Annotated in this window: 20 protein-coding genes; 13 read left to right on the top strand and 7 right to left on the bottom strand. The window is 43.2% G+C overall.

Annotated features, from left to right (window positions below; genetic code table 11):
• Positions 1 to 467 precede the first annotated feature (467 nt).
• From G5S32_RS08800 to G5S32_RS08745, 12 genes are all read left to right on the top strand, one after another.
• A complete protein-coding gene (locus G5S32_RS08800) occupies positions 468 to 1,127 on the top strand; it encodes a GntR family transcriptional regulator (protein WP_165311667.1) in 660 nt (219 codons plus the stop codon).
• 131 nt (positions 1,128 to 1,258) lie between these two features.
• Entirely contained in the window at positions 1,259 to 2,203 is a 945-nt protein-coding gene (locus G5S32_RS08795; RefSeq protein WP_165311666.1) for a 4-hydroxyproline epimerase, read from the top strand.
• Complete coding sequence (locus tag G5S32_RS08790; protein ID WP_165311665.1) at positions 2,203 to 3,348, top strand: NAD(P)/FAD-dependent oxidoreductase; 1,146 nt, start codon at positions 2,203 to 2,205, stop codon at positions 3,346 to 3,348. Before G5S32_RS08795 ends, G5S32_RS08790 begins: the two co-directional genes overlap by 1 nt.
• Positions 3,345 to 3,596, top strand: coding sequence for a 2Fe-2S iron-sulfur cluster-binding protein (locus tag G5S32_RS08785; protein WP_165311664.1), 252 nt, complete (start codon positions 3,345 to 3,347; stop codon positions 3,594 to 3,596). Before G5S32_RS08790 ends, G5S32_RS08785 begins: the two co-directional genes overlap by 4 nt.
• A complete protein-coding gene (locus G5S32_RS08780; RefSeq protein ID WP_165311663.1) occupies positions 3,593 to 4,846 on the top strand; it encodes an NAD(P)/FAD-dependent oxidoreductase in 1,254 nt (417 codons plus the stop codon). The genes G5S32_RS08785 and G5S32_RS08780 overlap by 4 nt, the downstream gene beginning before the upstream one ends.
• 63 nt (positions 4,847 to 4,909) lie before the next feature.
• Positions 4,910 to 5,683 carry an AraC family transcriptional regulator gene (locus G5S32_RS08775; RefSeq protein ID WP_165311662.1) on the top strand — a complete coding sequence of 258 codons (774 nt, stop codon included), beginning with the start codon at positions 4,910 to 4,912 and terminating at the stop codon, positions 5,681 to 5,683.
• A gap of 265 nt (positions 5,684 to 5,948) precedes the next feature.
• Positions 5,949 to 6,767, top strand: a complete 819-nt coding sequence (locus tag G5S32_RS08770) for an ABC transporter substrate-binding protein (protein ID WP_165311661.1) — start codon at positions 5,949 to 5,951, stop codon at positions 6,765 to 6,767.
• Positions 6,768 to 6,850: 83 nt separating this feature from the next.
• Positions 6,851 to 7,516 (top strand): amino acid ABC transporter permease, encoded by a 666-nt coding sequence (locus G5S32_RS08765; RefSeq protein WP_165311660.1) that lies wholly within the window; start codon positions 6,851 to 6,853, stop codon positions 7,514 to 7,516.
• A 14-nt stretch (positions 7,517 to 7,530) separates the two neighbouring features.
• Positions 7,531 to 8,181 (top strand): amino acid ABC transporter permease, encoded by a 651-nt coding sequence (locus G5S32_RS08760; protein ID WP_165311659.1) that lies wholly within the window; start codon positions 7,531 to 7,533, stop codon positions 8,179 to 8,181.
• Positions 8,174 to 8,896, top strand: coding sequence for an amino acid ABC transporter ATP-binding protein (locus G5S32_RS08755; protein ID WP_165311658.1), 723 nt, complete (start codon positions 8,174 to 8,176; stop codon positions 8,894 to 8,896). Before G5S32_RS08760 ends, G5S32_RS08755 begins: the two co-directional genes overlap by 8 nt.
• Before the next feature lie 97 nt (positions 8,897 to 8,993).
• Positions 8,994 to 9,905, top strand: a complete 912-nt coding sequence (locus G5S32_RS08750; RefSeq protein WP_165311657.1) for a dihydrodipicolinate synthase family protein — start codon at positions 8,994 to 8,996, stop codon at positions 9,903 to 9,905.
• Positions 9,906 to 9,965: 60 nt separating this feature from the next.
• Entirely contained in the window at positions 9,966 to 11,558 is a 1,593-nt protein-coding gene (locus G5S32_RS08745; RefSeq protein WP_165311656.1) for an aldehyde dehydrogenase (NADP(+)), read from the top strand.
• Positions 11,559 to 11,628: 70 nt separating this feature from the next.
• On the opposite strand, the gene G5S32_RS08740 is transcribed toward G5S32_RS08745, so the two are convergent.
• Positions 11,629 to 12,645: an Ldh family oxidoreductase gene (locus G5S32_RS08740; RefSeq protein WP_165311655.1), complete on the bottom strand. Its 1,017-nt coding sequence runs from the start codon at positions 12,643 to 12,645 to the stop codon at positions 11,629 to 11,631.
• A gap of 300 nt (positions 12,646 to 12,945) precedes the next feature.
• Here G5S32_RS08740 and G5S32_RS08735 point away from each other — a divergent pair, with 300 nt between their 5' ends.
• A complete protein-coding gene (locus tag G5S32_RS08735) occupies positions 12,946 to 13,332 on the top strand; it encodes an NUDIX hydrolase (protein WP_165311654.1) in 387 nt (128 codons plus the stop codon).
• 156 nt (positions 13,333 to 13,488) lie between these two features.
• Here the strand turns inward: G5S32_RS08735 and G5S32_RS08730 are convergent, their stop codons facing one another.
• From G5S32_RS08730 to G5S32_RS08705, 6 genes are all read right to left on the bottom strand, one after another.
• A complete protein-coding gene (locus G5S32_RS08730; protein ID WP_165311653.1) occupies positions 13,489 to 14,457 on the bottom strand; it encodes an alpha-L-glutamate ligase-like protein in 969 nt (322 codons plus the stop codon).
• 1 nt (position 14,458) lies between these two features.
• Positions 14,459 to 15,967 carry an inactive transglutaminase family protein gene (locus G5S32_RS08725; RefSeq protein ID WP_165311652.1) on the bottom strand — a complete coding sequence of 503 codons (1,509 nt, stop codon included), beginning with the start codon at positions 15,965 to 15,967 and terminating at the stop codon, positions 14,459 to 14,461.
• A 21-nt stretch (positions 15,968 to 15,988) separates the two neighbouring features.
• The gene (locus G5S32_RS08720; protein ID WP_165311651.1) at positions 15,989 to 16,732 is read right to left on the bottom strand and encodes an ATP-dependent zinc protease family protein; all 744 of its coding nucleotides are present in this window, start codon (positions 16,730 to 16,732) and stop codon (positions 15,989 to 15,991) included.
• Between the two features lie 214 nt (positions 16,733 to 16,946).
• Entirely contained in the window at positions 16,947 to 17,918 is a 972-nt protein-coding gene (gene cmoB, locus G5S32_RS08715) for a tRNA 5-methoxyuridine(34)/uridine 5-oxyacetic acid(34) synthase CmoB (protein ID WP_165311650.1), read from the bottom strand.
• Between the two features lie 80 nt (positions 17,919 to 17,998).
• On the bottom strand, positions 17,999 to 18,727 hold the full coding sequence (gene cmoA, locus G5S32_RS08710) for a carboxy-S-adenosyl-L-methionine synthase CmoA (protein ID WP_165311649.1): 729 nt from the start codon (positions 18,725 to 18,727) through the stop codon (positions 17,999 to 18,001).
• A 115-nt stretch (positions 18,728 to 18,842) separates the two neighbouring features.
• Positions 18,843 to 19,706, bottom strand: coding sequence for a DUF72 domain-containing protein (locus G5S32_RS08705; RefSeq protein WP_246201093.1), 864 nt, complete (start codon positions 19,704 to 19,706; stop codon positions 18,843 to 18,845).
• Positions 19,707 to 19,764: the final 58 nt, after the last annotated feature.

The raw sequence follows: 19,764 nt of genomic DNA, 5'->3' as shown, positions 1-19,764 counted from the left end.
GTTGATCATAAATTCCAAATTTCACCCTTAGCAGTCTATGAGTCTTGAGAGGGAAGAGTTGCGGAAAACTATTATGGTTTTGCTAAAAACTATGGACTGTTCGTTTTATAGCGAACCTGAGTAAATGGGGTGGAAATCGAGGAGTCGTAAACCAACGGATCTAAAAACTACTGAGACAACATTAGGAAAAAGTGGGGCTTTTTCGTATCAAGTCGGGCATTTATTGGGTGAATCGTTTTGTTGTATGGCTGGATGAATGATTTGATGGGGCATCAGTTTTATCAGAGCTGCAATATACTAATTATTATTTTGTATGACTCCAAAATACGTTTGAAACACTTTTGACCGCTGAGGTATTCACTTTGCTTTTTGATTCTTATTAAAATCACCCCTTCATCTACACTATATTTAAGTGATATATTATACGATATACATGGTTGTAATGAGACTGTGAGTCAGAGGTGTCTATGTTCGATAACAAACAGCCTAATCTTGGGGCAACGCCTTCAACTTCGGAAGTTATCGCTAAATATTTACGAGAAGCGATTGTTACTGGGAAAATAAACGAAAATGCTCCGATTCGCCAGGATGAGGTTGCAAAGGCATTTAATGTCAGCAAAATTCCTGTGCGTGAAGCTTTAAAGCGCCTCGAGGCGGAAGGGCTTGTTCTATTCCAGCGAAATCGTGGTGCAGTGGTTGCACAGATTTCAGAACTGGAACTGGCTCAAATTTTTGAAATTCGTGTCATGCTTGAGTGCGAAATTCTTCGTCTTGCTATTCCTAATATGGATGAAGCAACGTTAAAACGGGCTGAAGAAATTTGTGCAGGTTTTGAAAATGAAGAAGATGTTGGCCGCTGGTCTGAACATAACTGGCTGTTTCATAATTGCTTGTATCAACCAGCACAACGCCCAATTATGCTCGATATGATCCGCTCGCTTTATGATAAATTGGAACGTCACCTTCGTTTGCAAATGACTATTGCACAAGGTAAAGAACGAGCTAATCAAGAGCACCGACAACTTCTTGATATCTGCCGTAGTAAAGATGTTAAAAAAGCAGTGAAATTTATGCGCCATCATATTGATGGTGTTAGTCAGGATTTATACGAGTATCTACCTAGATAACGACTTTTCTTTGAATTCAGCACATTAAAATTGTGCTGAAATCGTCACAATTGCTTCCGATTTCGTTCAAGTCACTGGATTAATACTTGGTTAACCTATTTATACCCTAACGGAATAGGCAGGTATCTATCATGGAAGAAATCGAAGTTATTGACTCTCACACTGGTGGAGAGCCCACTCGCACAGTTATCCGAGGTTTCCCTGATCTCGGAAATGGCTCTATGGCCGAACGTCTAACTATTTTACGTCGTGATTTCGACAAGTATCGCCAAGCGGTAATTAACGAGCCTCGTGGCAGTGATGTGCTTGTTGGCGCATTATTGTGCGAACCTGTTGACCCGGAATCGACGGTTGGCGTTATCTTCTTTAACAACACGGGTTATTTATCCATGTGTGGGCACGGCACCATTGGTGTAGTCGCATCTCTTGCTTACCTAGGTAAGATTGCTCCAGGAGTACATCGTATTGAAACGCCAGTTGGTGTTGTTGAAGCTACGCTTGATGCTTCAGGGAAAGTCAGCATTAAAAACGTACCTGCATACTGCTATAAGCAGTCTGTTACTGTTGAGGTCCCAAATGTGGGATCCGTTGAAGGTGACATTGCGTGGGGTGGTAACTGGTTCTTTTTGGTCGAGAATGCTCCGTGTGAAGTGGTTACCTCCAATATTGAACAGTTAACGGATGTATCATGGCGTATTCGTCAGGCACTGACTGAAAATGGAGTTACCGGAGCGGATGGTGCTGAAATCGATCATATTGAATTATTTGCTCATGATGATGTGGCAGATAGCCGAAGTTTTGTACTCTGTCCTGGTAAAGCTTATGACCGCTCTCCTTGTGGAACCGGAACCAGTGCTAAACTTGCCTGTTTAGCTGCCCGCGAAAAACTGGCACCGGATGTTATATGGCATCAGGCAAGTATCATTGGCAGTCAGTTTGAAGCCTCATACGTTTGGGACATATCGCGTGATGGCAACGCCATCATACCGACGATAAAAGGCCAAGCTTATATATCGGGTTATAACAGACTGATTCTTGATGACAATGACCCGTTCTGCTGGGGGATTGCCCTGTAATGTTGTCATCGAATGAAAAAGCAGATGTGCTCATTGTAGGCGCAGGAATTATCGGTGCGGCATGTGCTTACGAACTTGCTTCCCGAGGATTGAAAGTGAGTATCATTGATGCAGGATTAAGAGGAGCAACAGCCGCAGGAATGGGGCACTTGCTAATTTTAGATGATAATGAGGCAGAACTTGCACTAAGTCAGGATTCATTAACACAGTGGCGAAAGTGGGGGGAACAACTTCCTGCTGGTGCTGCATATCAAAGTAACGGAACATTGTGGCTTGCCGAAACTGAAGAGGAGTTGGCATTCGCAAAAGTGAAAGGCGAGCGTTTGCTATCTGCTGGTATTGAAACACAACTGCTTTCTGCTTCAGAGACTTTGCGAATAGAGCCAATGCTGACTAAGCAGATTCACGGAGCGTTACGTATCCCCGGAGATGGAATAGTTTATGCGCCTGTTGTGGCAGATTGGCTGCTGGCTCAGCAAAAACAATCCATCCAATTACACCAGGCCAAAATTACACATATCGATGAACACGGTGTGCGAGATAGTGAAGGTAGACGTTATCTCGCACCTATTGTTATCTTAGCTAACGGTTTACAGGCTCCAGAGTTATTACCGGAAATTCCATTGCTTGGAAAAAAAGGCCATGTCGCAATTACAGATCGTTATGACCATTCGATTAAACATACGTTAGTTGAGCTGGGATATATCAGCAGTGCTCATCAGGCTCAAGGCAGCTCAGTTGTTTGCAATATTCAACCTCGCCCTACAGGGCAACTATTTATCGGCGCTACCCGACAGTTTGATAATCAGGACTACACGGTAGAAAGTGAGATTCTGGGACAGCTAATGCGAAGGGCTTTGCATTTTGTTCCTGACTTAGCTTCGATGAATATTATCCGTTCTTGGACAGGATTTCGTGCCGCGACTCCTGACGGTCAACCATTAATAGGTAGACACCCTACTTTGAGTAATGTCTGGCTAGCATTAGGACATGAAGGGTTAGGAATTACAGCTGCACCTGGAACTGCTCGTTTGTTGGTGAGCCAGATTCTTAATGAGTCATTGCCATTCGCCTCTGCGGCATTTGATCCCTGTCGTTATCTTTCCTTTACGCAGCCAGAGAAGGAACAAGGAGCATTAGCATGAAATTCAATGTTGATGGAAAAGCGTTCGTGTTAGATGAACCTATGTCTGTTGCTGCAGCATTAGCAACTGTTGGTGATGGGAGCAGCAGAGATTCAGTTAGTGGGCAAAGACGAGCTCCTGTCTGCGGAATGGGTATTTGTCAGGAATGCCGGGTAATGATTGATGGTGTTCGACGATTAGCATGCCAGACTCCCTGTAGTGATGGCATGAGCATATCTACTTTCAGTAGTAGAGTCGGGGGTGAATGATGCAGCATTATGACATTGTTATTATCGGTGCCGGCCCGGGAGGTCTTGCTGCCGCGATGAGTGCCAGTGAAGCCAAATGTTCGGTGTTAGTGGTTGATGATAACCCGTTACCCGGTGGGCAGATATGGCGTCATCGAGTGTTTTCACAGCTACCTGTAGTTGCTCATAAATGGATCAACGGTGTCTTTGAATCGAAGTTTGTTACGGTTAGTTCACAGACTAAAGTTGTGATGTTTCCTCAGGATAAACAGGTTCTTCTTGAGTCTCCGGATAGTGCGAAAGTGGTATCGTTTGATAAGTTAATTCTGGCGACAGGAGCGAGAGAACTATTTCTTCCATATCCCGGTTGGGAACTTCCGGGTATTACGGGGGCTGGCGGGTTGCAGTCCTTGATAAAAGGAGGGTTACCAGTTAAAGGGCAGCGCATTGTGATTGCAGGTAGTGGACCACTATTACTTGCTGCTGCAGATTCAGCTCGAAAAGCTGGAGCCCATGTCGTTGCAATAGTTGAGCAAGCATCAATGAAATCTGTGGCTAAATTCAGTGTTAATTTGGTGCGCTGGCCTATAAAGGCGATACAGAGTATTTCTTTGATACCTAAACGTTACTGGACAAGCAGTTATATTCAATCAGTAAGTCAGAGTAATAAGGGTTTCGAAGTCGCTATAAATAAAGCCGGTCGTATAAGGCATATTGAGTGTGATCGTGTGGCTTGCGGATTCGGCTTAATGCCGAACATTGAACTTCCTCTAGCTCTTGGCTGTGAAGTAAATCAAGGCTGCGTCGTGACAGATAGCTTTCAGAGAACATCGGCGAAAGATTATTATGCCGTTGGGGAAGTAACAGGCATCGGTGGTAGCGAGCTCGCATTATTAGAAGGTCAGATTGCCGGATACCATGCCTCTGGGAATCCTAAGCCAGCTAATGCGTTGCTGAAACAGCAGGCAAAATGGCAGGCATTTGCTGATTTGCTCAAAAAGACTTTCGAGCTAGGCTCTAGTTTACTGCAGTTAGCGAAAGACAATACCTTGGTATGTCGATGTGAAGACGTTACTTTTGAGCGTGTTAAGCAGTATGCTAACTGGCGCGAGGCAAAAGTAGCGACCCGATGTGGTATGGGAGCTTGTCAAGGGCGCATCTGTTCGGGAGCTGCACAAACTTTATTTAAATGGCAGCCACCAGTACCGAGACCTCCTTTTACTCCTACGCGAATCGAAACTTTATCTTTAATTGGCTCCGGAGATAAATGATATTTTTGTAGGTATATTTTTTGCTTTAACTCGTTAATCGTACAGTAAAAAATCATACTTTGCATGAAATCAGAACTCTCGATATTAGCGCCAATTGCCAATTCTGTTGTGACTGATTTACAACAGACACTCTTCATTATAGGGCAGGTTAGTCAGCTATTTGATGACCTGCCTAATCTAGTATTTTTCATTAAAGATGATCAGGCCCGTTATCAGTTTGCTAATCAAACTCTGGTACAGCGTTGTGGATGTAGAAGCCGCGAAGAGCTTATTGGTCTTACTGCTAGTGATGTGTTTCCTGCTGTTTATGGGGCGGATTACACCAGTCAGGATAGGCAAGTCCTCAATACGGGATTACCAATAGAGCGACAGCTAGAACTTCATCTTTACCCAGCCCGAGAGCCAGGTTGGTGCCTGACGTCTAAGGCACCTTTAAAAGATATTCATGGCGATACTATTGGTCTAATCGGGATCTCCCGTGATCTGGAAGCAATGAAAATTTCCCATCCTGAGTATCAGAATATTGCGGAAGTTGAGCAATACATTCGCAGTCATTGTTCAGAAGAGATTGCCTTGTCTGCCTTAACCTCAGTCGCTGGTGGGATGTCTATTGCCAAGTTAGAAAGACTGTGTAAACAAATTTATCAACTGACTCCAACCCAGTTAATTCAACACGAACGGATAAAACGTGCTCTGATTTTGCTGCGTGGGAACTTATCGATTACTGATATCGCACACCAATGTGGTTACAGCGATCACAGTGCATTTAGCAGGCAATTTAAGAACATGACAGGCATGCCGCCAAGACGATATCGGCAGCTAGTGCTTTTGCACTAAAACTGGGTGTTTTTTGTTCTTTTTGCTTAAAAATGGTGCGATATATTTTTTGTAGCAATTAAAGTGTGTTAGTTGTTAATAACTAATTATCACAACTCTATTTAGGACTTGTTTTTATCTTGTTGTATTTAAAGGGAATTAATGATTTATTGGATAGAATGTGTGCTATATCTAATCAATGATTGGCATGTTATATGCTTTAGTTAATTGTGAAGATCGTATACGAAATATGTTATATCATTAAGCAATCGAAAAGGATGACACGATGAAGACCATATCTAAAGGGAGTATTTTAGGGCTATTAGTTTCAGGATTGTTGGCATCAAGCTATGCTCACGCTGACAAACTTGATGACATCATTGATTCAGGGAAATTACGCTGTGCCGTAACGCTTGATTTCCCTCCAATGGGCTTTCGGGATGAAAACAATAAACCAGCGGGGTTTGACGTTGATACCTGTAGCGATTTGGCGAAAGTTTTGGGAGTGGAACCTGTGGTTGTTGAAACGCCATTTCCGGATCGCATTCCTGCTTTAGTATCCGGCCGTGCTGATGTGATTGTGGCTTCAACATCAGACACATTAGAACGAGCAAAAACTGTAGCAATGTCAATACCATACTTTGTGTTCAAGGATGTGGTTTTGACTCGTGAAGATGCGGGTATTAAATCATTTGAAGACCTGAAAGGTAAAGCGGTAGGTAATACTGCAGGTACTTACGAAGGTATTGCTCTAAAAGAGCAAGTTGATAAATGGGGTGAGGGTAGCTACAAGGCTTACCAAAGTCTGAACGATACTATTTTGGCTGTGGCTCAAGGTCATATTGAAGCTACTGTTGTAACTAGTACTGTTGCGGCATCAACAATTCACTCTGGTAAATACAAAGGTTTGAAAATGGCGGGTGATTCTCCATTTATGGAAGACTTTGTTTCAATTGCGGTAAAACGTTCTGAATACGGTTTACTTAACTATATTAACCTTTTTATTAACCGCCAAAACCGCAGTGGCCGTTACGCTGAACTTTACACCAAATGGATTGGTGAAGGTCAGGCTCCAACGCTTAATGTGTCCGGTGTGTATTACTAATCAAAAATTGAGCTAGCTATTTTAACGAGGTATACCAGCTTGAGCTGGTATACCGACTCTTAGCAAATAAAGTGGATGATTAGATGTTTGATTATAGTTTCCATTGGAGAGCAGCGTTCAAAGCGTTGCCTGATATGCTGGCAGGATGCTGGGTAACAGTGCAAGTCGCCGTTCTGTCACTGGTACTTGGAGTGATAATTGCTCTGGTACTGATGGTGATGCAAGAGAGCAAAAGTAAGCCATTAAAAACGATTGCTTCAACATGGGTATCTCTTGCCCGTAATACACCAGCATTGTTTCAAATTTATATCCTTTACTTCGGACTTGGTTCTTTTGGTATTACTGTGAGCTCTTGGTTTGCACTATTGGCCGGTATTACTTTTAACAATGCGGGTTATCTGACGGAGACATTCCGTGGTGGTTTAAGAGCCGTTCCTGATACTCAATTCCGTGCCGCACGTTCACTTGGTATGGGGGCATTTCAGGCATATGTATATGTCATCGTACCGCAGTTACTTCGCGTCGTTTTTTACCCGATTACTAACCAGATGGTTTGGGCTCTATTGATGACGTCACTCGGTGTAGTTGTTGGTTTAAACACTGACTTAACGGGTGTAACACAGGACTATAATGTACGAACTTATCGCACCTTTGAGTTCTTTGCCATTGCAGCCGTTCTCTACTATTTCATGACCAAGTTTATTCTGGGTCTGACTCGCTTAGCGGGTTGGCGTTTATTCAGATATTAATCAGGAGCGTTGATATGTTTGATACAAGTTTTTCAACTAACGACCTGAGTTACATGCTGCAAGGCGCATGGTTAACGTTGCAACTTACTTTTTGGGCAATGTTGATTGGAACCGCTTTTGGGATAGTTTTTGGATTGCTGCGTACTATGTATCCAAAACGAACGATTCCGCTGGGATGGTTTCTAGATATTTTCCGTAGCGTACCGCTTTTAATTCAGTTTGTATTATTTAACTCATTTAAAAGCATTGCGAATTTGCCGTATGACGCCTTTCAGGTCGCCGCTGTAGTACTAGGCGTTTATACCGCTGCATTTTGCACTGAAATTGTTCGTAGCGGGATATTGTCTGTGCCTGAAGGACTATCTAAAGCATCTCGTTCTTTGGGGATGACTCAAAAGCAGACGTTGCTATACATAGTATTACCACTAGCGACTCGTATTTCTTTCCCTGGATGGGTTAGTTTGGCTCTGTCGGTGATGAAAGATTCAGCTCTCGTCATGTGGATAGGGGTTATTGAGCTGTTACGAGCATCACAATCGATCATTACTCGCATTCAAGAGCCTTTATTGGTGTTGTGTGTCGCTGGGCTATTTTATTACGTGATGAGTTTAGTGATTGCACGAGTCGGAGTTAAATTTGAAAGAAGGTGGCAGATAAATGATTGAAATTAGAAACGTACATAAATCCTTCGGTGATCTACACGTCGTAAAAGGGGTGAACCTGACTGTTAAGAAAGGCGAGGTACTCTCTATTATAGGTGGCTCAGGTTCAGGAAAATCTACGCTTTTAATGTGTATTAATGGACTGGAGAAAATTCAGCAAGGTTCTATCGTTGTTGATGGCGTCGAAGTCAATGATCCTAATTGCGACCTTAACCGTCTACGTGAAAGAATTGGCATAGTGTTCCAGCAGTGGAACGCATTCCCTCATATGACAGTGTTAGAAAACGTAATGCTAGCACCAAGAAAAGTGCTGAAATGGGGATTTGGTAAAGCTAAGAAAGAAGCAGTAAAGCAGCTAACTCATGTTGGGTTAGGCGACAAATTAGATGTGTTCCCAAGTCAGCTTTCTGGAGGTCAGCAACAACGTATGGCTATTGCTCGTGCTTTAGCTATGTCACCTGACTATATGTTGTTTGATGAGGCTACATCAGCACTGGACCCTCAGTTGGTCGGTGAAGTACTTGATACTATGCGAATGTTATCAGAAGACGGTATGACCATGATTCTTGTTACACATGAAATTGGTTTTGCACGTGAAGTATCTGACCGAGTTGCTTTTTTTCATAAAGGCTTAATTCATGAGATAGGCACACCACAAGAGGTAATAGATAACCCGCAAAAACCAGAAACTATTCAGTTCCTGAAATCAGTGGTTTAGATCGAGTTTAGGCACATGCCGGAAGTACGAACATGTGCATTTTTTTAAGTCAAATAGTATACGAAATACAATATAAATTAAGTTTGGAGAGTTAATAATGGTTAAAAAAATCAATTGGAGTGGGGTTTTCCCTGCGGTATCAACACAGTTCAACGCGGATTTTTCAATCGATTTTGAAGCAACATTCAATGTAATCAATAATTTGATTGAAGATGGTGTTTCAGGACTGGTTGTGTGTGGCACTGTTGGTGAAAATACATCACTCAGTTTGGAAGAGAAAATTCAGGTCGCAGAAACGGCAGTAGCCGCAGCAAAAGGGCGCGTACCTGTTATTGTTGGTGTGGCAGAGTTTACCACGGTAGCCGCGATAAAAATCGCTAAAGCCGTGGAAAAGGTTGGGGTTGATGGAATTATGCTCATGCCTGCACTTGTGTACTCTTCTAAGCCATTTGAAACTGCTCAGCATTTTCGTGGTGTGGCAAATGCGATTGACTTGCCATTGATGGTTTATAACAACCCTCCAGTTTATAAAAATGATGTTACTGCTGATATTCTCATCTCTTTGGCCGACTGTGAGAATATCGTGTGCTTTAAAGACTCTTCAGGTGATACGCGCCGTTTTATCGATGTACGTAACGAAGTAGGTGACCGATTTGTACTATTTGCTGGCTTGGATGATGTTGTATTAGAAAGTATTGTTGTTGGTGCCGTGGGCTGGATTTCTGGAATGTCTAATGTTTTCCCTCAGGAAGGGGAGGCGCTATTTCGTTTAGCGAAGGCTGGTGAGTATGCAAAAGCGCGTAAAATATATGAATGGTTTATGCCTTTGTTACATCTTGATGCTCGTCCTGACCTAGTTCAATGCATTAAGTTATGTGAAGAAATCGCTGGTCGTGGTAGTGCATTAACTCGTCCGCCACGTTTACCTTTACCTGAAAGTGACGAAGCTTACGTTCGTGAAATCATGAAAAAAGCAATGGAAACACGTTCACAATTGGTTCTTGATTAATCTGGAACGCACAAGTACGAATTTACATTTAAAATTGAAATACACAATTAGGTGGAGAGCATGTCAACGACACCAGACATTATCGGTTTAAATTTTATCGATGGTAAGCGAGTCGGTGAGAATAGCACCGTGCTATACAGTGTTGATGCAGTGACAAAGCAACGTTTAGCTCAGGCTTTTGTTGTTGCTTCAGTATCTGAAGTAGAGGCAGCCGTTAAGGCTGCCCAGAAGGCTTACCCGTTATTTCGCAATATAAGTTCTAAAAAACGTGCTGAGTTTCTAGATGTTATAGCGCAAGAACTTGAAGCACTAGGCGATGAATTTATAAAAGTGGCAGTACAGGAAACAGCATTACCACTGGCTCGTATTCAGGGAGAGTTACTGCGCACCAGCAATCAAATGCGTTTGTTTGCCACGGTTCTGCGTCGAGGTGACTTTTATGGGGCAAGAATAGACACGGCTCAACCACAACGTGCTCCTTTGCCCAAACCTGATTTGCGTACTTATAACATTGGATTAGGACCTGTGGCTGTTTTCGGCGCAAGTAATTTTCCGTTAGCATTTTCAGTTGCTGGTGGCGATACAGCTTCTGCACTGGCTGCTGGATGTCCTGTGGTTGTTAAAGCGCATCCCGGTCACTTATATACCTCTGAGTATGTAGCTGGCGCTATTTGTAAGGCGGTTGAACGTTGTCAATTGCCATCTGGTACTTTCAATATGGTGTTTGGTGAAATCGAAACTGGTGAGGCACTGGTTTTAAATCCTGCTATTAAAGCTGTAGGTTTCACCGGTTCTCTTCGGGCTGGTCGTGCGATATGTGATCTTGCAGCACGACGTCCTGAGCCTATCCCTGTATTTGCTGAAATGTCCAGCATCAACCCTGTGGTTGTATTGCCCAATGCGCTTGATGTGCGTGGTGATGTGATTGCTCTTCAGTTGGCCAATTCTATTACTGTAGGTTGTGGCCAATTTTGTACTCAGCCAGGTTTGATTCTCGCTATAAAATCCCCAGAGTTGGACCTGTTTATTGAGAATTTGGCAAAGCAAATCTCTGAAAAAGATGCCCAGACCATGCTCAATAGCGGGGTACTGCAGAACTACGAGATGGGCGTTGCACGTTTGGAAATACATCCGTCAGTTACTTTGTTGGCAAAAGGCAGAGAATCAGCAAACTCAGGTAGTGCAATGCTGTTTAAAGCGGACTTTAAGGTATTGGCAGAAGGCGATGCGATAGTTCAAGAAGAAGTATTTGGTCCTCTGAGCATCATTGTTGAGGTTGAAGATAAAGATCAACTTACTTTGGCAATTAGCAAGCTGAGAGGACAACTGACGGGGACGTTATTAGCTGAACCTGAAGATCTCAAAACCTCCGCAATTTTGATTACCCAGCTTGAAGAGAAAGTTGGTCGCATTATTCTTAATGGTTATCCAACGGGAGTGGAAGTGTGTGATGCTATGGTTCACGGTGGTCCGTATCCGGCGACATCCGACTCCAGAGGAACATCGGTTGGTACATTAGCCATTGAACGCTATTTACGTCCGGTGTGCTATCAGGATTACCCTGATGAAGTTTTGCCAGAGCCACTAAAGAACTCTAACCCATTAGGGTTGAGACGTTTGGTTAACGGTATCCAGACTGAAATTGCGATTTAATTGTTAAGCATGGTTTAAAAAGGTCAGCCAATAGTACTGGCTGACCTTTTTATTTCGCAAGTTGTAAAATTTAGCTAAGCAGGTTTTGAATATCCTTCAACAGCGTCTGATCGATACTAACCATCCCACTGGCGAGGTTCTTTTTCTTCGCTGCATATCTGCGCTGTGAAGGAAGACGAGCACCAGACGCTTCAATATCTCCGAACATGAGTTCTGCACGATTAAAATACTCGCTCATTTGGTCTCCTAAAAATGACTGAGGATTAAACGCGATGATGATCTCTCCGTGATAGGGTAAGCCACCTGCTTTTTCATCCCAAGCCAAAGACTCAGCACTGTTCAAGTCACCAATTAACGATGCTGCTATCAGTTCAATCATAATCGATAACGCAGATCCTTTATGGGAACCGAAAGGTAACATAGAACCGGTAAGAGCTTCATTTGGGTCTGTGGTTGGGTTACCTTTGACATCGACTGCCCAGCCTTCCTTTAGTGGGGTATTGGTACGTCGATGTAGTTCAATATCACCACGTGCAATCGCAGAAGTGGCAAAGTCAAAAATGAATGGGTCGTTATCAGGTCTTGGCCAGCCAAAGGCAAATGGATTCGTACCTAATATAGACTTCGACCCACCCACAGGTGCAACCCAGGCGTGTGAAGGATTACAGGCAATTGCAACTAGCCCCTGCTGAGTGATTTGTTCAATTTCGAACCATAGTGCAGAAAAATGCACACAATGATTAATCGCCATTGCGGCTAAACCGTTTATCTTCGCTTTTTCTGTAAGAAGAGGTAAGCCAGCCTGAAATGCGATTGGGGAAAAGGTCTTCTGCGCATCCACTTTTACAATAGCAGGCGCATGGTCGAATACAATCGGATGCGCATCAGGGCTGACTTTACCAGCATTTAACGTGTGAATAAGGCCTAAGAGCCGATATACTCCATGAGAGGCACATTCGTTGATTTGCCCGGTCACAAGTGTTTCTGTTAATGCATTGATATGTAACTGGCTGAAACCATAGTGAGCCAAAACATCACGGCAGAGTTTTCTAAGTTCTTCAATTGAAATCTTTTGTTGAGCATCCATGCAAATTAATCTCCATTATATAGTATACGATATTACAATATGTACTCTATCGTGAATGGTCGACAGACTCAAATGAAGTTAACCTTGGCGGGGTAAATGTTGATTTAGACTCGTGGATTAAAATACTACGAGCTAGGGCAATGCTGATGGTCTTGCTCTGGTGTCGATGACCGGAAATGGTTGCATCACATAGACACTCAACAACCTTTTCTAAGGAGAGTGTCTGTTCTTTCTAAGTTATGTTGCTACAAGCGCATAAAAGAGCATACCTTCAATAAAATTTTGAAAAGGGACTGAAGATTGAAAAACTTACCAATGGCGGTTGTCATTAGGGATGGAAAGGTTCTTTTGCAGGAGAGATTTCGACGTAATATAGGAATGGTATTTGAATTCCCTGGTGGTTCGGTTGATATGGGGGAATCGGGTGAGCAAGCTGCTATTCGTGAACTGTGGGAAGAAACTGGACTAAGGGACGTCCAATTAATTGGAAGCCATTCTCTGATTAATGAATTTGGTGGCTTCATTCATTATGTCGTTTTAGCCGCGCAGCCAGGTGTTACACCGCAAGTGATCGACCCTGTGCGTAAACAAACTTTCTATTGGTTTGCTTTCAATGAGATCCCAAGGAAGGACTTCTTTAAGGCTGATGTTGAATTTTTAGAAACGATGCTTGAACAGTATTTGTGACTGATTTTTCACAATTGAGTTGTCAGGTCTACAACCACGAAGCTAGCTATTATGCCTCTTTTCATATGATTAAAGGGTTACTATTTATTACTAATACCATCCTAGAATGCAAAAAGCCAGAGAATCGTCTCTGGCTTTTGTCTCTTAAAGTTAGGCTTATTTAACACCGAAGTGTTTTGCCGCGTAGGCAACACGTTGCTCTGCTGAAGGATAGATCATCGGAGTGCCAAGGTTCTCGATATGCTGCAAACGTGGTAATAGACCTGCTCCGTTTGCTATCTGAATTGCAAGCCCTGGTCGAGCGTTGAGCTCTAAAACCATAGGTCCTTCTTCTTTATCAAGAACCATATCTGTGCCCATGTAGCCCAATCCTGTCATTTCCCAGGCACTGGCTGCAAGTGTTAACAAACGTTGCCAATGCGGAACCTCAAGAGTTTTGAGCTCTTTTCCTGTGTCCGGATGATGGGTAACCGGGCGGTTGAATTGAACGGCTCGTACAGCTTTACCTGTCGCGATATCAATACCAACGCCAACCGCACCTTGGTGTAGGTTGGCTTTACCATCGGATGCCGATGTGGAAAGACGCATCATCGCCATAACAGGATAGCCTTTAAATACGATGATACGGACATCTGGAACACCTTCGAAGCTAAAACCGTCAAAGCAGTCATCAAACTTAATCAGGTTTTCCACCACAGCCACGTCGTTTTTACCACCTAAAGAGAATAGTCCAGCTAGCGCGTTACTGACGTGGCGTTCAACGTCCTCTTTGTTGATTGTTGAACCGGAAGGCTTGGTATACACGCCATCTTTGTGTGAAGTGATAACCAGAATACCTTTACCACCACTCCCACGAGCGGGTTTGATAACAAAGCCTTGCCAGTCTTTCACCATTTCATGGATGTGTTTAACGTCACCTTGGTTACTGACGACACCAATAAGCTTTGGTACTGTCGCTCCAGCTTGTTGTGCAATAAGCTTAGTTTTTAACTTGTCATCCACTAATGGATATTTTGAACGGTCATTGTAACGACCAATGTAAGCGTGGTTACGCTTGTTCATTCCCATTATCCCTTTGCGCTTTAGTTTAAAGGGCGATGTGTATTCGGAGAGATTCAAAAACATATTAGTCCCCGTCTACAAGAGGCTTAAATCGACGCAACTCGGTGATGCGGTAACCTGTGTATGTGCCTAGCAACAAAATTATAGCTAAAACGACCAGTTGTAGACCGATGAAGTTAAAGGTTAAGTGCTGCACATATGAGTTGGTCATTGCCAAGTAAATCAATACTGCTGTTAGTAGTGAACCTCCACCTTGTAGCAGGACTTCTTTTGCACCTTCTTCTTCCCAAAGAATAGACATACGTTCGATTGTCCAAGATAGGATGATCATCGGGAAGAATGTGATAGTTAAACCTTCGGTCAAGCCAATCTTGAAGGCAACTACAGTAAAGATAGAAATAATCAAAATAACTGCGATGATGACGGCAGATATTCGCGCCACCAACAGTAAGTTAAGCTTCGACAGGTAACTTCGGATGATTAAACCTGTACCAACAATAAGCAGGAAGCCAACAATGCCGGTAGTTAATTGTGTTTGAACGAATGCAACCGCAATCAAAACAGGCATAAATGTGCCGGATGTTTTTAAACCAATGATCACGCGAAGGAATACCACAATCAAAGCACCGATTGGGATCAGCATGATAGTTTTAAACATGGCTTGTTCTTCAAGCGGCAGGCTGTGAATCGATAGGTTCAACAAGCCATCGGCTTCGACTTTATTGTTAGTTGCTTGCTGTGGTGAAACTTCTTGAGCGATCATGCTGAAATGGACTTGGCTGTTGCGGCCGCCAACCACATCAAGCAATGAAATGTTTGATTCATCCCAAACTAAAAGGTTTGGATGTGTAGGTTGCGTTCCTGTCTCTGGATTGAATAGCACCCATTTTTTGCCGTCCCACACTTGGTTCATGTGTTGAATAGACTGACGACGACGTCCATCTTCAAGATGAATAACACCGACAACTTTGTTTGGAATTTGTGCAAAAGAAAGCAATTTCTCCGCTGCTTCAACTTTACTCATTTTATTAGTAAGTAGCGATGCGTTTTGGCTTTCGGAGTCATTAAGGTTTTTAATCAATTCGCGAGAGAATGAAATATCGTCTGCAGAACGTTCGGTCGCGCGATTAATCAATGCAATGGCTGCGGTTTCTACTGGGCCTTCAAAGGTTGGTTTTACCACTTCTTGCATCGGTGGAACCATGGTGACTTTTGCTTGAGGGTCTACTAAGAACTGAGTTTTGTAGTAAATGGTTTGAGGACCTTGTGCTTGGCGGATTGACCACTCTGCGCGTCGACCTGCTTGGTCACTAACATAGGATACACCGTAGCCAGGAGAAGAGGCGGTTTCGCCGATAAGTGTGTAACCGTCTTGGGTGTGGGGTGCTGCGAGGGAAACCTTAGCTTCTTTACCTAGCGCATTAAATTCTATCCTAGCCTCAATATCCCATATTTGGCGGGTTTCTCCTGGGGTCCATGGTACTCCATAGTTTTGATGACGGAGTACACTTAAAGCAATCCCAGCCGCAATCAGTAAAAATACTGATAGATAAAACGGAACTCTTGACGTCATAAGTTACCTTTATTTTTGTTATTAATTTGTCTCTGTATGAATGTACCTGCGACTCACATCCACAACAGCTATGTCGCGAATAAATTCGCGTCCAAGGAGAATAGGATGGCTCATTTGGGAGCGGTCTGCCAGCGTAAATTCAGTTTTTTCATTGATATCACCAATTTTAACCCATAGCTGAACAACTGCACGTCTTTCAGTTTGTTCATTGGTTGATTGGCGTATTCGTACATACCGTACAATAGGAGATTCTACCCAATTCGAATCGTCAGGTTTGTTTGTTCCGTCAGATAAATGAAATCGAACCCATTGTTTACCGTTGCGTTCAAATTCTGAAATATCAATCGCATTTAGAGATGAAGTAGCAGCACCAGTATCCACACGTGCGTCAAAGGTTTGCTCTAATGCTTTAATCTGTACATGCTCAATTTCGCCTAACACAAGTTTGTGTTGAGGTTGAAGTGTTGCTTCAGCATGATTTTTTTTAGGCTGAACGGGCTTTTCTGCAATGGGCTCTGGTTTAACTGATGCTATTGTTTTTAGTTCTTTAACATCGTCAGACAATTTAAGAACCTTGCTTTCAAGGCTATCAATGTAATCACCCTGATTGCTAAGTTGGAGCTGTAAATTGGTTATTTCGTTGGTGATTTGTGAATTCGACTGTTGAATTGCATTAAGAGTGGCTTGGTGATATTCATCCCCATTCATTAGGGTACAACCAGAAAGCATGCTTAGAGCTACGATTGGTACTATGTGCTTAAACATTTACGGCCTTATTTATTTGTTTTTACAGTGAAAGTTGTTGAGACTAAGATGACTGTTTCATCCGTGAGATAGAATAGCGGTGAAAGAGAAAGAGAGAGTTAAAACTGTGTCAAAAAAACTGATTTGCTTGGCTCTCAGGCGAATTTCTTGCAGAAAGCCAACTTAGAGGGCAAGACTGCCACTCCAAGTTGCTTAAATACTGAGCTTGTTATAATTACGGATTCTTCGCAACCAGAATTGCGCGTCTTGGCGCAGGGTAACCTTCTACCGTTTTGGTCGGGTCATTCGGGTTGATGTAATCTGGCAGAGAGTTGTGCGTCATCCATTCAGTGCTGCGTTGCTCACCAAGTGAGGTAACGTTCTCATCAACGATTCTCACATCAACAAATCCTACTTTTTCTAACCAGGCTTTCAATGCTAAAGCGGATGGAAAGAAGTAGACATTGCGCATTTGTGCGTAGCGGTCAAACGGAACTAATACGGCGTTTTCATCGCCTTCAATGACAAGAGTCTCTAGTACAAGTTCGCCACCAGACACTAACTGGTTTTTTAACTGAATAAGGTGATCGATAGGAGAGCGACGATGATAAAGTACACCCATGCTAAACACGGTATCAAAAGCTTTTAATTCAGGAAGTTGTTCAATCCCTAACGGTAATAAGTGAACCTTTTGGTTGTCACCCATCAATTTACGCACGGCTTCGAACTGAACTAGAAACAGTTCTGATGGATCGATACCAATCACTTGGTAAGCTCCTTCACCTAGCATGCGCCACATGTGGTAGCCGTTACCGCAGCCGACATCTAATACTGAACGGTTCTTGAGTGGAGAGATGTGTGGAAGTAGGCGGCCCCATTTCCAATCTGAGCGCCATTCTGTGTCAATATGGATACCATGTAGGTGGTATGGACCTTTACGCCAAGGGTGGAACGTCTTTAAGAGGCTCTCTAGCTTTTTCTGTTCGCCGGAAGAAAGTGGTTCGTTATTGCTCACAGTTACCGACTCTTTTAAGTCGATGTTATCTGGTTGTGAGTTAGAGATTTTGTTTAAAGCGCGCAACCAGCGATCCAAATCACCGTGAGGTTGTTGTTGCCAGTCAGTAAGCTGTTGCGGCAACACATTGAGCCAGGGTTGTAGGCGAGTGTCTTGTGCAAGCAATTGATAGACATTAGCAAAATTCAACATGGAGAATCCTAATCAAAAACATAGACCCTAAAACAAAATGAGTGACTGAAGGTAAGGGCGATGCTTCAGCCTCCAAAATCTTATTTGATGGCGAACATTGAGCCGAAGTTAAAGCACTGGAACCAAACCTCAAAACTGGAGAAACCCAATTTAGCGAAACGCTCTTTGTGCAGTTCAATCGAATCAGGACGCATAACATTTTCAATCGCGCTGCGTTTTTGACTTATTTCCAGTTCGCTATAGCCATTTGCTCGTTTGAAATCGTGGTGCAGATCGATGAGCAGTTCATGAGCGCTCTCGTTATTAAATACGAACTTCTCTGAGACAATTAAAATACCGCCTGGTCGCAAACCCTTATAGATTTTTTCTAGCAGAGCATAGCGGTCTTCCGGTGAAAGAAATTGTAGAGTGAAATTCAAAACGACCATCGATGCATTGGTGATTTCGATATCGCGAATGTCAGCCTCAATCACTTCTACTGGCGTATCTGAGCGGTATGCATTTAAGTGAAGCTTACAACGTTCAACCATCGCGTGCGAGTTATCAACTGCAATGATATTGCAACCTTCCTTCTGAATGTGGCGGCGCATAGAAAGCGTGGCAGCACCCAGAGAACAACCTAAGTCATACACCTGAGTGTTCGGTTTTACGAATCGTTCTGCTAGCATACCAATCGCAGAGATGATGTTGCTGTAACCTGGAACCGAGCGTTGAATCATGTCTGGAAAGACTTCAACCACACGTTCATCAAACGTGAAATCGCCAATCTTATCAATTGGGGCAGAAAAGATAGTGTCTTTTGGGTTCATTGTTGACCTCACGACGATGCAAATGCCTACTTAAACAGTAGATGGTTCAAGAAAAGGCGCGTATTTTATGAAAAAATGTGTCGTCTGTCATTAAATGCAGCGGATGTATTTTTCGCTAAAACATACTTAATTGATTTGTATCGCTTTGAGCAGGAAATGGAGACAAATCTGGCAAAGTGACCACGCCTTGTAAGCGTTGATAGATTGCTAGTGCTAGTTCAGGTGCATAGTTGTTGTCTGGCGTGTGGATCATAACGTATGGCTGTTTGCCTTCTTCTATCCAAGCTGGAAGTTTTTGAACCCACGGCTCGAAGAAGGGCATATTGGCATCCAAATCAGGATGGCCTATGAAACGAATCATAGGTTTGTCTCCCGTTGAGATAGCATGGACAGGGACTCTAGGCTTTTTCTGCTGTGCATCAATGATCGCTTCGGACGTTTGTTCGGCCGAGAAGAGAGGACGACTATCCATAATAATGCGGTCGATGTTTTCTTCGTTTAGCCATTGATTCAACGCAAGCTCAGCATTTCCTTTAGCAAAAAAACTCGGGTGTCTTACTTCGACACCTAGTGGAAATTGTTGTGGGAAATAGCGTCGAAACTTCTTTAATTGCTCTAGTTGGGTCGGCCCAAAAGCTGCGGGCAGTTGAATGGTCCACATACCAACTCTTTCATGGAGAGGCTCCATTAAGCTCATAAAGGCTTTGAGCTCATCCTGACACCCGTTCAGCATATTCTGGTGGGTAATCGATTTTGGCAATTTGAAAGTGAAACGGAATGAGTTTGGTGTTGCAGATTTCCAGTTGTTCACTGTAGAAGGTGAGGGCGATGCATAAAAGGTGGTATTGCCTTCCACGGTATGAAATACCTGCGCGTATTTTTCCAAACGCTGTGCTGCTTGTGTACCACTTCCATAAAAATGCTGCTGCCAGAAAGGGTGAGACCACATTGTGAGTCCAAGTCGAAGAGGATATTCCATTGCTACCGCTGTTTGCTCTTTTTTGTTGATTATCGTCACGAGAGTTTTGAAGAATACG

It is taken from the genome of Vibrio ziniensis (assembly GCF_011064285.1).
Classification (GTDB): Bacteria; Pseudomonadota; Gammaproteobacteria; order Enterobacterales; family Vibrionaceae; genus Vibrio; species Vibrio ziniensis.
Note: the sequence above shows the minus strand (reverse complement) of the source record. Positions and strands in the feature narration are given on the sequence as shown.

Excerpts from the sequence above, each read along its gene's own strand:
- G5S32_RS08800 (WP_165311667.1), top strand. The coding sequence starts at position 468 with ATGTTCGATAACAAACAGCCTAATCTTGGGGCAACGCCTTCAACTTCG.
- G5S32_RS08795 (WP_165311666.1), top strand. The coding sequence starts at position 1,259 with ATGGAAGAAATCGAAGTTATTGACTCTCACACTGGTGGAGAGCCCACT.
- G5S32_RS08790 (WP_165311665.1), top strand. The coding sequence starts at position 2,203 with ATGTTGTCATCGAATGAAAAAGCAGATGTGCTCATTGTAGGCGCAGGA.
- G5S32_RS08785 (WP_165311664.1), top strand. The coding sequence starts at position 3,345 with ATGAAATTCAATGTTGATGGAAAAGCGTTCGTGTTAGATGAACCTATG.
- G5S32_RS08780 (WP_165311663.1), top strand. The coding sequence starts at position 3,593 with ATGATGCAGCATTATGACATTGTTATTATCGGTGCCGGCCCGGGAGGT.
- G5S32_RS08775 (WP_165311662.1), top strand. The coding sequence starts at position 4,910 with ATGAAATCAGAACTCTCGATATTAGCGCCAATTGCCAATTCTGTTGTG.
- G5S32_RS08770 (WP_165311661.1), top strand. The coding sequence starts at position 5,949 with ATGAAGACCATATCTAAAGGGAGTATTTTAGGGCTATTAGTTTCAGGA.
- G5S32_RS08765 (WP_165311660.1), top strand. The coding sequence starts at position 6,851 with ATGTTTGATTATAGTTTCCATTGGAGAGCAGCGTTCAAAGCGTTGCCT.
- G5S32_RS08760 (WP_165311659.1), top strand. The coding sequence starts at position 7,531 with ATGTTTGATACAAGTTTTTCAACTAACGACCTGAGTTACATGCTGCAA.
- G5S32_RS08755 (WP_165311658.1), top strand. The coding sequence starts at position 8,174 with ATGATTGAAATTAGAAACGTACATAAATCCTTCGGTGATCTACACGTC.
- G5S32_RS08750 (WP_165311657.1), top strand. The coding sequence starts at position 8,994 with ATGGTTAAAAAAATCAATTGGAGTGGGGTTTTCCCTGCGGTATCAACA.
- G5S32_RS08745 (WP_165311656.1), top strand. The coding sequence starts at position 9,966 with ATGTCAACGACACCAGACATTATCGGTTTAAATTTTATCGATGGTAAG.
- G5S32_RS08740 (WP_165311655.1), bottom strand. The coding sequence starts at position 12,645 with ATGGATGCTCAACAAAAGATTTCAATTGAAGAACTTAGAAAACTCTGC.
- G5S32_RS08730 (WP_165311653.1), bottom strand. The coding sequence starts at position 14,457 with ATGTTTTTGAATCTCTCCGAATACACATCGCCCTTTAAACTAAAGCGC.
- G5S32_RS08725 (WP_165311652.1), bottom strand. The coding sequence starts at position 15,967 with ATGACGTCAAGAGTTCCGTTTTATCTATCAGTATTTTTACTGATTGCG.
- G5S32_RS08720 (WP_165311651.1), bottom strand. The coding sequence starts at position 16,732 with ATGTTTAAGCACATAGTACCAATCGTAGCTCTAAGCATGCTTTCTGGT.
- cmoB (WP_165311650.1), bottom strand. The coding sequence starts at position 17,918 with ATGTTGAATTTTGCTAATGTCTATCAATTGCTTGCACAAGACACTCGC.
- cmoA (WP_165311649.1), bottom strand. The coding sequence starts at position 18,727 with ATGAACCCAAAAGACACTATCTTTTCTGCCCCAATTGATAAGATTGGC.
- G5S32_RS08705 (WP_246201093.1), bottom strand. The coding sequence starts at position 19,706 with ATGGAATATCCTCTTCGACTTGGACTCACAATGTGGTCTCACCCTTTC.